The sequence below is a fragment of the Cellulomonas sp. NPDC089187 genome, from assembly GCF_040685135.1.
Taxonomy (GTDB): domain Bacteria; phylum Actinomycetota; class Actinomycetes; order Actinomycetales; family Cellulomonadaceae; genus Cellulomonas.
Window position 1 is genome coordinate 533,042 of sequence record NZ_JBFBHI010000004.1, and the last position, 12,771, is coordinate 545,812.

Annotated in this window: 8 protein-coding genes; all 8 read left to right on the forward strand. The window is 70.2% G+C overall.

The window, feature by feature from the left end:
* Window positions 1-74 precede the first annotated feature (74 nt).
* The 8 genes from AB0N78_RS13690 (at window position 75) to map (ending at window position 12,757) form a co-directional block, all read left to right on the forward strand.
* Window positions 75-839 carry an ATP-binding cassette domain-containing protein gene (locus AB0N78_RS13690; RefSeq protein ID WP_363391193.1) on the forward strand — a complete coding sequence of 255 codons (765 nt, stop codon included), beginning with the start codon at window positions 75-77 and terminating at the stop codon, window positions 837-839.
* On the forward strand, window positions 836-2,767 hold the full coding sequence (locus tag AB0N78_RS13695) for a YhgE/Pip domain-containing protein (protein ID WP_363391196.1): 1,932 nt from the start codon (window positions 836-838) through the stop codon (window positions 2,765-2,767). Before AB0N78_RS13690 ends, AB0N78_RS13695 begins: the two co-directional genes overlap by 4 nt.
* A 264-nt stretch (window positions 2,768-3,031) precedes the next feature.
* Window positions 3,032-8,386, forward strand: a complete 5,355-nt coding sequence (locus AB0N78_RS13700; protein ID WP_363391199.1) for an Ig-like domain-containing protein — start codon at window positions 3,032-3,034, stop codon at window positions 8,384-8,386.
* Window positions 8,383-9,690 carry a sigma-70 family RNA polymerase sigma factor gene (locus AB0N78_RS13705; protein ID WP_363391202.1) on the forward strand — a complete coding sequence of 436 codons (1,308 nt, stop codon included), beginning with the start codon at window positions 8,383-8,385 and terminating at the stop codon, window positions 9,688-9,690. The genes AB0N78_RS13700 and AB0N78_RS13705 overlap by 4 nt, the downstream gene beginning before the upstream one ends.
* Window positions 9,691-9,774: 84 nt before the next feature.
* The gene (locus AB0N78_RS13710) at window positions 9,775-10,638 is read left to right on the forward strand and encodes an endo alpha-1,4 polygalactosaminidase (protein WP_363391205.1); all 864 of its coding nucleotides are present in this window, start codon (window positions 9,775-9,777) and stop codon (window positions 10,636-10,638) included.
* 18 nt (window positions 10,639-10,656) lie between these two features.
* Window positions 10,657-11,358 carry a hypothetical protein gene (locus tag AB0N78_RS13715; RefSeq protein WP_363391207.1) on the forward strand — a complete coding sequence of 234 codons (702 nt, stop codon included), beginning with the start codon at window positions 10,657-10,659 and terminating at the stop codon, window positions 11,356-11,358.
* Between the two features lie 51 nt (window positions 11,359-11,409).
* Window positions 11,410-11,721, forward strand: a complete 312-nt coding sequence (locus AB0N78_RS13720; protein ID WP_363391210.1) for a winged helix-turn-helix domain-containing protein — start codon at window positions 11,410-11,412, stop codon at window positions 11,719-11,721.
* A gap of 298 nt (window positions 11,722-12,019) precedes the next feature.
* On the forward strand, window positions 12,020-12,757 hold the full coding sequence (map, locus tag AB0N78_RS13725) for a type I methionyl aminopeptidase (protein WP_363391213.1): 738 nt from the start codon (window positions 12,020-12,022) through the stop codon (window positions 12,755-12,757).
* Window positions 12,758-12,771 lie beyond the last annotated feature (14 nt).

Consider the following 12,771-nt stretch of genomic DNA (forward strand, 5'->3'; position numbering starts at 1 on the left):
CTCCGGTCCGCCTCTGCCACGCTGACCTCGGGCGGCGCTCAGCCGCGATGCCGCCCGGGAACGGAGTGGTGCGGATGAGCGCCGAGAACACGCAGGAGCTGCCCCCGCTCGACCTGACGGAGGAGACCGCGACGGTCACCGCCGAGGGGTTGGGCATGCGCACCGGCGAGGGCTGGGTCTACCGCCATGTAGACCTGACCGCATCGCCGGGTGACGTGGTGGAAGTGCGGGGCTCGGGCGGCAGTGGCCGGTCGATGCTGTTGTTGACCCTGGCCGGACGGGCCCGGCCCTCCACCGGGACGCTGTCGGTGTTCGGCCAGGTCCACCCGGCACAGATCCGCCCGGTGGCCGCGGTGGCGCGGGTGCATGACGTGATCGGTCCGGAGCCGGAGCAGACCGTGGGTCAGGCCATGGTGGAGCGCGCCCGATGGGATCGGGTGCACCCGGGTGGCTCGGACGGGTTGGGCTACCGCCGGGACGAGGTGCGTGAGCTGACCGGTCTGGTCGCCGCCGACCGCGAGAGGATCGCGGGCCTGCCCCGGGTGGAGCAGACCGTGATCGCTGTGGCCCTGGCGTTGCTGTCCCGACCGAGACTGGTGCTGCTGGACGACCTGGATGTCGGGCTGTCCGCCACCGAGCAGGCCCGGGTGTGGTCCGCCCTGCACACCGCTGCGGACGCCGACCGCGCGGTCATGATCGCCAGCACCGCCGGTGCACTGCCGCCGGATACCCCGACCCGTTCCACCGACCCGCGCGGGCCCGGGGCCGCCGGTGCGCTGTTGCCCCGATTCGCTCGCTTGGTCGTCGACCTGCACCCGACCCACGTGGAGGAGTCGTGATCCGCCTCGCCCTGTCCGAGCTGCGCCGCTACCGGCTGCCGGTCCAGCGGATCGCGCTGGCGTTCCTGGTGCTGCTGCCCTCGCTCTATGGCGGGCTGTACCTGTGGTCGAACTGGGACCCCTACGGCAACCTTGGCGATATCAAGGTGGCGGTCGTCAATGAGGACGAGGCGGTGCAGGTCGAGGGTCAGGACGCTCCGGTCCGGGCCGGTGACCAGGTGGTGGACGAGCTGGAGGCCGATCCCATCGTGGACTGGACTCCCACCGACGCCGATGATGCCGCGACCGGGCTGGCCGACGGCACCTATCTGATGAGCATCACGATCCCCGCGGACTTCACCGCCCGGCTGGCCTCGGTGCAGAACGACGACCCGCAGACCGCGGAGATCGTGCTGCACCGGGACGGGGCGAATGGCTTCATCGTCGGGGTCGCTGCCCGTGGTCTGTCCATCGAGTTGCAGGAGAAGATCAACGCGGCCGCCACCGCCGCCTACTTCACGGTGGTCTTCCAGCAGCTCGGTGAGCTCCGTTCCGGACTGGCCACCGCCGCCGATGGTGCGCACCAGTTGGAGGACGGGCTGAGCACCGCCCACGACGGCGCGGGCACGCTTGCGGACGGCTTGGGCACCGCGCGCAGTGGGGTCACCCAGTTGACCGACGGCGCGAATCAGGTCGCGGACGGCAACCGGCAGATCGCCGACCTGGTGGACCCGATCGCCGATGAGCTGATCCCGGCCATCCCACCGGTGGCCGACGCCGCGGCGAATCTGACCTCCGCCACCGCACAGCTCACCTCGGTGGTGGCCGACGCCCAGGACGGGATCGCCACCCGGACCGGCAGCGTCCTGGACCAATTGAACGCGTTGGTCGCCGCCAACCCCGGGGATCAGGCCCTGGTGGCCGCCCGGGATGCTGCCGCGCTGGCCAACGAGCGCGCCGGGCAGATCACTGAGGTCACCACCGGGGTGAATGCCGCCGCTCAGGACATTGCTTCCCGGGCCGCCGCCGTCGACGCCCAGGTCCCGGCGATCCAGCAACAGCTCCGTCAGGGCCGCAGCGACATCGACCGGCTGGCCTCCGGTTCGCGGCAGGTCGCCGATGGGCTGACCGAGCTCGGCACCGGACTGGACACCGCCGTGTCCGGTGCGCAACAGCTCAACGACGGCACCGGCCAGTTGCTCACCGGTGCCACCACCCTGGCGGACGGTCTGGATTCCGCGGTGAACCAGATCCCCGACCTCGGGCAGGACGACCCGGAAGGTACTGCCGACCAGGTGGCGAACCCCACCACGATCCGCACCGAGGCTGAGAATGACGCCGAGTTCTACGGCGAAGGTCTCGCCCCGTTCTTCTTCGGGATCGCGCTGTGTGTGTTCGGGGTGGCCGGGTTCACCGTGCTGCGGCCAATCAACCCGCGCGGGCTGGCGTCCCGGGCACGACCGATCACGGTGGCACTGGCCGGGTTCCTGCCGGTGGCGGTGATCGGTGTGGCCGGTGGGTGGGTGCTGACCGGGATCGTCGGTGTCGGGCTGGGCCTGGACGCGCGCTCGTGGCCCGCGACGCTCGGTCTGGTCACGGTGGGCTCGTTGGCCTTCACCGCCATCGCGCACGCGCTGCGCACCGCCTTCGGGGTGGTGGGGTCGGCGGTAGCGCTGGTGCTGCTCATGGTGCAGCTGACCAGCTGTGCGGGCATCTACCCGGTGCAGACCCTGCCCGCGCCATTCCAGGCCGTGCACCCGCTGCTGCCAATGACCTACGTGGTCGACGGCCTGCGGATCGCGATGACCGGGGGGCCGGGTGATCGACTGCTGCGGGACTTCCTGGTGGTGGGGGGCATCGGGCTGCTCGGCGTGGCGGCTGGGATCGCCGCGGCGGCCTGGCGTCGGCGGTGGGCCCTCGCCCAACTCAAACCGGTGCTGGGGGAATGACGCCCCGATTCGTACCTGTCTGACGCGGTTGCCCTACTCGACATTCGCCCCGACTGCGCTGCATCATCGCCGAAACCGCCCCGGTCGTCCCGCGCATCGCCGACCCTGAGAGGACTTCGCCACCCACGTGATGCGAATCACAAGACTCGCATCACAACCTGCCGAATATCCCGTCGGCAGTCGGTTCCTCCACTGGTACCGAGGGCTACGGCCGAGTTCGGGTGTGGGTATTGGGCCCGCGCCGCCAGGTGGGTGGAGTGAGTGATGGACACAGGTACGGCAACGACGACGCTGCGCGCCCGAACGCGCCTCGTCCTGGCGACGATCGTCTCCGCCCTGCTGGTAGTGGTCGGCCTCCCGCCTGCCTTTGCGGCCAGCGGATCGGCAACCGGCCTCTCCCTCAAGGTCACCTCCGACGGTGAAGCCCCCTGGGACGCCAGCGATGAACCCGGCCAGGACTCCTCGCCGACCAACGGTCGGGTGCGGACCCACGACTACGTGACCTACCAGTGGGGCTACTCGGTGGCCACCGCCGGTGACGTCACGCTGACCCAGACCCTGCCCGAGGGGATGGCCTGGGTCGCCGCCGAGTCCACAGCCGCTTGTGTCGAGGGCACCGGTGCGGTCTCCGCCGACGGCCGGACCCTGAGCTGCACCCGGGCGAACCAGACCACCGGTGCTGCCACCTACCAGGTGCGGGCCGAGGTGCTCTACGGCGCGAATGGTGCGGCGCTGTCCTCCGTGCTGTCCTCGCCCGGCGCTGCTGACTCCGCACCCGCGGCGGTCACCGTCTCCGCCACGCCGAGGTTCAACACCGAGATCCTGCCCAGCGTGGTCGGCGTCGAGTCGCTCAACGGTGTGATGGGTCGCTCCACCAACCTGTACGTCTTCGTCTACCAGCCGGTGGACGGTGCCCGACGCAACCTCGGCAGCGAAGCCCTGGCGGACACCTTCTCGCTCCAGGTCGACGTCTCCGACTTCGGGCCCAATGCGCAGATCGGCGCGCTGTGCACCATGCACTCGGGCAACTACTACTACACGGCGCTCAACGGCACAGCCGGGCGGACCGCGGAGAACACCGTGCCGGACGCCGGCTCGTGGGACTGCGCGCAGTCCGCGCCGGGTCAGCCGATCACCCTGACCTCGACCGGTGCGATCACCGACGGCCGCACCTATCCGACCACTCGACCGAGCGGTGCCACTCTGAACGCCGAGCGCGCCTACGTGACCTCGATGGTGGTGCGGATCTGGGTGCCGGTGGAGGACTACCCGACCACCCGCTCCGTCACCCTCCGGACCACGGACTTCGACCCGGTGTCGGTCAGCGGCCAGTCCAACTACGGCGAGGGCTGCGCGCCCGGATACGAGCCGGGCGCGGCCTACCAGTCCGGGGTCAACGGCGGAGGGTTCAGCATCCGACTGGAAGACCGCATAGTCACCGCCATGCGGCGGACCTACGCCGAGACGGGCACGCTCAGCGAACTCGCGCCCATCCCCCCGGGTGCCACGACCACCCAGAGCGGCGATGCCCCGATGTTGGTCGGGCAAACGCTCCGATTCGGCGGTTACGTCAGCCCCCGCACCGCGGACGAGTCACCGGACACGAACGTGAGTGTGTGCGCGGTCTGGGACGAGTCACTGATGACCGGCGGCGCGATCACCGTGCCCTCGGTCGCACCGGATGGGGTGGAGTACGCGCACCTCGACCTGGGCAGCGACGACGCGCGCCGTGCCGTTGACTGTGGGCAGGTCGGGGACGGTGCTGCCGGGTGGTCCGGCACCCAGGTCGGCGTGGTCGGCGGTGCCGATGCGGTGAACGCTGTCCGGTACATCTGGTATGAAGTGCCGGACAAGGTCAGTCGATACAGCGCCGTGTCGCTCACCCGCACCGACGCGGAGCTGCCTGCAGGAACCCCCTTGCCGGTGTTCTTCCAGAGCCGTAGCGACCGCACTGGCCTGATCAAGTCCGTCTATCTCCCCGAGACCGAGGCGTACTCGCCGTTGGGCACCAAGGCCGTCGTCGCCGGGGCCGAGGCCGATGTGGACCTGAGCTGGGACCAGGCCACCGCCACGCCGGGCACCACACACACCCTCTCCGCTCAGCCGACCCTCACCGGACCGGTGGACCTGACGGTGGAGGACACCTCAGTGTCGGTCACCCTGCCGTCGACGGTGACGATGGTGGCGAACTCCTGGCCCGCCGGTATGGCACCGACCTCGGTGGTCAACCCGGATGGCAGCACCACCTACACCTTCGCGCTGGGTGAGCAGACCGTGAATGCGACCCTCCCGGCGATCACCTTCGACGTGACGGTGAAGTCGGTGCTCACCATGCCGACCACCCTGACCGCCTCCGCCGTGATCACCAGCAGCGCCGACCCCCGTGCGGAGCAGTACCGGGCCGACTCGGCCAGCATCGTGGTCAATGCCCCAGCCGCCTTCGCGGTGACCAAGACCGCCGATGGTGCCTACGCGATCCCGGGTGTGCCGGTCTCCTACACGGTGGGCTGGGTGAATGGCCTGGACTACTCGGTGGGCACCGGGAACATCGTGGACGTGCTGCCCTATGACGGGGACGGGCGTGGCACCAGCGGTCTGATGGGCCTGGAGGTCTCGGACGTCCAGGTCACCGCGGAGATGGCGGTGCAGATCCAGTACACCTCCGACGCCTCCGCCGACGTGATGACCGCCGTCGAGGCGGACCGTTCCGGGAACACTGGCGTGACCTGGTCCGACTGGCCCGCCAGCGGTGCGGTCTCCGGCGTGACGGCGGTGCGATTCGTCACCGGGGAGGTCGAGGCGGGTAAGGCCGGCGAGGCCACCATCCAGGTGGTGCCCGGTGTGCTCTCCCTGAACGGCTCGGTGGTCAATGACGTCTCCGGTGTGGTCACCGGGCTCGACCAGCCGGTGTCCGGTGTGGCGGCCCTGGACCTGGAGTCGGGTGCCGCCCAGATCAGTGGGCAGGTCTACCAGGACCAGGACTACTCCTGGGACCGGAACACCGGTGATGTGGACCTGTCCGGGATCACCGTGACGGTCACCGGGTACACCTTCGGTGCCAACGGCATCGACGACGGTGGCGCGGGCGACGACCACCCGGTCACCGCGGCGGACGGCCTGACCGCGGTCACCGATGCCTCCGGCCACTACGTCCTGGACGGCCTGTCCCCGGGATCCTGGACTTTGGCGGTCCCGACCCCGGCCGGTCTGACCACCGCCGAGCAGGCCGAGCAGCCCGTGGTGCTGGCCCCCACCGACCAGATCGAGGTGAACTTCGGCTTCATCGAGCCGGTGGATGCCCCGGTGGCGGTGGACGACACCCTGCGGGTCTCCGCCGGTGACACCGTGACCATCCCGGTGATGGACAACGACACCGCGGATGCCTCCGCCGGACTGTACGAGGTCGACACCCTGAACGCGGAGCAGGGATCGGTCAGCTGGAACGCGGGCGAGGGTGAGCTGGAGTACACCGCTCCCGCGGACGGCAACGGCCAGATCGAGTTCACCTACACGATTCGGGACAAGGCGCGTCAGACCGCCACGGCCACCGTGACGGTGACGGTCGTCCCGCTGCCCACGGCCACCGATGTCACCCGCAGCAACTTCTTTGAGACTGTGTTGGACATGGCGGGCTCCGACGTCCTCAGCGGCGCCACCGGCGATCAGCTCACGCTGACCGCCATCGGGACACCGCAGAACGGCACCGCGGTGCTGAATGCCGCGGGTGACGTCGTCTACACGCCGAATGCCGGATTCGTCGGCACCGATGTCTTCACCTACACGGTGACCGACTCGATGGGCAAGACCGCCACCGCGAACCTGCACATCGTGACCTGGCCTGAGCTGCGGCTGATCAGTGACAACGACTGGACCACCACCGGCACCCCTGTCGAGGTGGACGTGCTGGCCAATGACATCTACTCCGAGGATGTGGTGGTCTCGATCGAGAACGCCCCCGGGAACGGCACTGCCACGGTCAACCCGGATGGCACGATCACGTACACCCCGGAGCCGGGGTGGACCGGCACGGACACCTTCACCTACCGGGTGAAGGACGAGTGGGGCCAGAGCAAGTGGGCCACGGTGAACGTCATCGTGGTGGAGCCGATCATCGCCGAGCCGGACCACGCCACCACCGGTGAGCAGATGCCGGTCACCATCGACGTGCTCGCCAACGACACCGCCACCCAACCCACCGTGGAGATCGGCAGCAACCCCTCGGCTGGCACGGTTGTGGTAAACGCCGACGGCACGCTGACGTACACCCCGAATGCGGGATTCACTGGGCTGAACTCCTTCACCTACCGGATCACCGATGCGGCCGGACAGGTCGCCGTCGGGCAGGTGACCGTCACGGTGATCGGTATGCCGACCGCCGACGGTGCCTCGGTCAGCACCTGGGCGGATACCCCGGTGGATACGTCGCTAGGCTGGTTGGCCAGCGGCGACCAGATCACCCTGTCCGTGACGACCCAGGGTGCGCACGGCTCCGTGACCGTCACGGACCCGGTCACCGGTGCCCTGACCTACACCCCGAACCCGGGATACGTCGGACCCGATGAGGTCGAGCTGACCTGGACCGACTCGGTGGGGCAGACGGTCACGGTCACGTTGGTGGTCGACGTCGCACAGACGCCGGCGGCCAATGACGACACGGCGGTCACCCTGACCGACCAGCCGGTGACCGCCGATGTGCTGGCGAACGACCTGGGCGAGGGCCTGACGCTGACGGAGATCGACCCGCCGATGTTCGGCACCGCGCAGATGGTCAACGGTCAGATCGTCTACACGCCGAACCCCGGGTTCTCCGGCACCGACACCGTGACCTACCGGGCGGTCGACCGTCTGGAGGGCGTGGTCGAGGCCTCCCTGGTCATCTTGGTCTACGGCGCACCCGTCGCCCCGGACCTGACCGCGACCACCGGGCAGGAGATGGGTGTGATCCTGGACCCGAGCTCGGTGGTGCCGGACACCGGTGGCGCGCTGTTGGCACCGTGGCACCCGACCCTGGTCGGCACCAGCCCGGATGGCACCGCGCAGATCAACCCCGACAACACCATCACCTTCGTGCCGAACCCGGGCTTCTCCGGCCAGACGTCCTTCACCTACACGGTGACCGATGACTACGGGCAGCAGACCACCGCGACGATCACGGTGACCGTGCTGGCTCTGACCGCCGAGGACCTCGCGGCCACGACGGATCAGGACACCCCGGTGACCATCGATCTGATGGAGACCGTGACCGGCACCGCGGTGAGCGTGCTCGCCACCGGTGACCCGGCGCACGGCACCGCGAGGCTGAACGCTGACGGCACGGTGACCTACACGCCGGACACCGGGTTCGCGGGCAACGACTCGTTCACGGTGACCTACACCGATGAGGTCGGACAGCTCCGCACCATCACGGTCTGCGTCGAGGTCGTCGCCGCGCCGCCCGCCCCGGGTGACGAGCCGACCGATCCGGCCGATCAGCGCACCACCAGTGCCCCGCGGTCCGGGGTGCTCGCGATCACCGGTGCGCAGCTGACCGGTGTGATGGCGCTCGCGCTGGCCGCACTGCTCGGTGGTTGGTGGCTGCTCGTGATCGGTCGTCGACGTCGGGCTGACGAGGAGGGGTGACCATCCACGCCGCTCGCACGGTCCTCCCCACCGAGGACCGGATGGACGCCGCGCTGTGCGATCAGGTACGCGCGGGGAACACGGGCGCCTTCGAGCAGGTCTTCCGTCGGCACCGGCACTACGCCCGCCAGGTGGCGGTCCGGATGGTCGGTGCCGACGAGGCCGATGACGTGGTGGCCGAGACCTTCGCCGCGTTGCTCGCCGCACTGGTCCGCGGCAACGGTCCGCAGGGCCCGATTCGGCCCTACCTGGCCACCGCACTGCGGCACCAGGTGGCCCGGATGCTGGCCCCGACCGATGCGGTGATCCCCACCCTGGAGGTGGAGGAGGACCGCCTGGTCGGGGTGGCTGGCACCCTCTCGCCGGAGGAATCCACCTTGGCCCGCGCGGACCGGGATGCCGCGTCCCGGGCGCTGCGGCGCTTGCCGCCCCGGCGACGGCAGATCATCGAGCTGGTCGACGTCGACGGCCTGTCCTATGCCGAGGCGGCCGAACGGATGGGGGTGCAGCGTCCGTCGCTGGGGCGGTTGCTGCACGAGGCCCGTCGGGCGCTCTTCGACGCGTGGATCGCCGAGCACATCCCGGCGGCCAGCGATGACACCCACCCCTCGGAGTTGGAGCTGGCCCGGCACCTGACCGGGACCGCCGGGCGCCAGATGGAACGCCGGGTCACTCGCCATCTGAACGGGTGCTCCGGGTGCAGCCTGCGGGTGGCCGCCATTGACGGTGAACACCGCTGGCGGGGCCGTCGGGCGAGTGCCCTGGGGCTGCTGGGCCTGCTGCCGCTCTGGTTCCGACTGCGCGGTCAGCGGCACCCGCGACGGCTGCGCTCCCTGTCTTCCCCCGTGAAGGCGGGCATGATCGTCAGCGGCGTGACGGTCCTCGGTGTGCTGGGCGGCAGCGCGGTGCTGGCTCCTTCGGGCTCGGCTGCCGATGCACCCCAGGCAGTGCCCTCGGTGGTGACCGTGGCGGACCCGGAGGTCGCGGCGGAGCCGGTCGAGGGCATCGACGTGCAGTGGACACCCGGGTCGACGCTGGTCGGGGCTGCCGCCGATACCCGGCTGACCTTGACTTTCCGGATCGTCGCGGAGTCGGCATCGGAGCGGGCGGCGACGCTGACCATCGTGGGTGGTGCCGGTGTGGTGGTCGACGCCCGGTACCGGCACTGCGAGCAGGACGGCGATGTGACCACCTGTGCGGGGATCGGACCCTTCGAGGCGGGGGAGGTGCTGGACGGTCAGGTCACCGTGACCGTCACCGACCCGTCAGCCGCCACCCTCCCGACGCTGGCCGTCACCCGCTGACGCTCCACCGGGCACCTGCTGACCCCGACCGGTGAGCTGCTGACCCGACCAGTCACCCGTGCCCGGCCGTGGTCCACTGGTCACGTGTCCAGCCGCCGCCTCGTCCCCGTCCTGATGTTGTCGGCGGTTCTCGCGGGCTGCGGCGGCACGGACCCGTCGTCGACCGTCGCTGAGCTGTCCAGCACAGCGTCACCACAGGCTGCGCAGCAGCCCGCCCCCGGTCTGCCGCCCACCGCCGGCGTCGTCGACTACCAACTGGGCGGCGGCTACGACCCGGCCGACGGCGTCACCGGCGTCGTCCGGGACGTCACCGACCAGCCCGCCGCGGGCCTGTGGTCAGGCTGCTACGTCAACGGGTTCCAGACCCAGCCCGCCGAGCGTGACCGTTGGCTGGCCGAGCACCCGGACCTGGTGCTCCGCGATGAGGACGGCGACCCGGTGATCGACCCGGGCTGGCCGGATGAGCTGCTGCTGGACATCTCCACCGACGCCAAGCGGACCGCCATCGCCGCCGCCCAGGCCCCCACGATCACCGCCTGCGCCACCCGCGGATTCGACGCCGTGGAGCTGGACAACCTGGACACCTGGACCCGCTCCGACGGCCGACTGACCGAGGACGACGCGGTGGCGATGGCCACGCTGCTGGTCGCCGCCGGACACGAGGCCGGACTGGCGGTCGGGCAGAAGAACGCCCCGGATCTGGGCACCCGCGGCCGTGACCAGGCCGGATTCGACTTCGCGGTGGCCGAGGAGTGCCAGCGCTACGACGAGTGCGCCGCGTATACCGAGGTCTACGGCACGGCGGTGATCGACATCGAATACGCCGACGACCTGTCCGGCAGCTGGTCCGAGGTCTGCGCGGACCCACAGCTGCCCGCCTCCACCGTGCTGCGCGACCGTGACCTGGCCACACCGGGGAGCGCGGAGTACGTCGTCGATCGCTGCTGACGCGGCTACGATCCGTCGATGCCCCACAGCGCGCCGTCCATCCTCCAGATCCTCGACGCGCAGGCCGCCGACCTCGACTTCCCGGCCCTGGACAACGGCTACTTCTACCCGGCGGCGACGCGGCTCAGCGCGTACCGCTCCGCCCAGGACTGGGCCGTGATCATCGAGGTCTTCGGCTATGCCACCCGGGCCGACGAGGCCTCGGTGATCGTCACCACGCTGGGGTCGACGGTCCGGCTCGCCAGCGCACCCGAGCGGTTCGCCACCCCCGAGGCCTTCCAGCGGTACCAGCGGGTGCACGCGCACATGGAGACGCACGAGGTCTTCCCGATCCCGGATGCCGGGCAGTCCATCGGGCTCGACGGTCGTGAGGTCGTCGTGGTCGATCTGCGCGGAGTTCCCACCAAGGTGTCGGTGCCGGCCGCCGCCGACCGGGAGCAGCGCGTGGTCGCGGTGCTGCGTTCGCTGGCCCAGACCCATCGGGATCAGGTGCTGACCACACCGCAGGAGCGCATGAGCCAGCTGCCGTCGTCCATGACGGAGATCCTGCGGCTCGACGACTGGCAACACCCCGACGTCACCGCCGGGGAACTGCCCTCCAACACCGAGAGCTTCCGCCTGATCGCCGAGGCGCTGGCCCACCAGGATCCGGCGCAGTACCGGCCGACCGAGAAACCGAACACGCACTGGTCGCACTGGCCCGACGCGGGGACCCTCTAGCTCACACCCTCCGCAGATGCCCGTCCCAGGTGACTGACCTACCGTGCGGGAATGGTGCAGCTGGTGGTGGACGCCCCCGCCCGGCGCGTGCATGTCCAGGGCCGCGAGGTGCACCTGACCCGGAGCGAATTCGACATCCTGCTCGCGCTGGCCCGCCGACCCGGCGTCCCGGTGGCGAAGGATGACCTCGCGCGCCTGCTCGGGGCCGAGGTCCCCACCCGCTCCACCCGGCGCGGCATCGAGGTCCACCTGGCCAATCTGCGCCGCAAGATCGGTGACGCGCAGGACCACCCGCCGTGGATCCGGACCGTCCGCACCCGCGGCTACCTGCTGGAACGCGAGATCGCCCAGATCGTCGGATAAAACCGTTGGCACGGGCTCTGGTGCGGACGTACGTTCGTCGCACACCGGAAGGAGGTGATCCGAGACATGAAGTCTTCTTGGACGCGTGAGGTGACTGTCCGCTAGTCGCCCGAGTACCTCGGACGGATTGCCGTTCCGCTGGTCCCCGCATCGGGCGGGCCACCGGCGAATCCCAGGCAGTCACCGCAGCCCGTGGGAGCCGCGAACTCGTCCCTCGCGGCAGGCCCCCCTGATCAAGGGTCCAGCCCACGGGCTGTTGCCTGCCCCTGACCGTGATCCGGTGTGACAGGCTGAATCGGTGGCTGCACTCAAGACCCCTGCCGAGATCGACCAGATGCGGGCCGCCGGACGGTTCGTCGCCGGTGTGCTGACCAGCCTGCGCGACCTCGACGCGCACGCCCACCGGATGATCGACCAGGCGGGTGCCCGCTCGGTTTACCTGGGGTACCACCCGTCCTTCGGGGCGATGCCCTACCCCGGCGTGTTGTGCACCAGCGTCAACGATGCCGCCTTGCACGGGCTGCCCTCGGACCGGGTGCTCGCCGACGGCGACGTGCTCAGCATCGACTTCGCCGCGGAGGTTGACGGGTGGGTGGCCGACTCCGCGTTGACCTTCCAGCTCGGCACCCCCGACCCCGACGCCCAGCGCTTGATCGCGCTCACCGACGAGGCACTGGCCGCCGGGATTGCGCAGGCCCGCCCCGGCAACCGGATGGGCGACATCTCCGCCGCCATCGGGGAGATCGGGCGCGCCGCCGGGTTCGGGATCAACGCGGACTTCGGTGGGCACGGTGTCGGGCGCACCATGCACGAGGAGCCGCATGTGCCCAACGTCGGCCGTCGCGGGACCGGACTCAAGCTCCGCCCCGGCCTGGTGATCGCCATCGAGCCGTGGTTCATGGCCGGCGGCGACGGCTACACCGTCGACCCGGACGGGTGGACGATCCGCACCGCCGACGGGTCACTGGCCGCGCATGCCGAACACACCGTGGCGATCACTGCGGACGGACCGGTGGTGTTGACCGCACGGGACTGAATCATCTGCTGCAG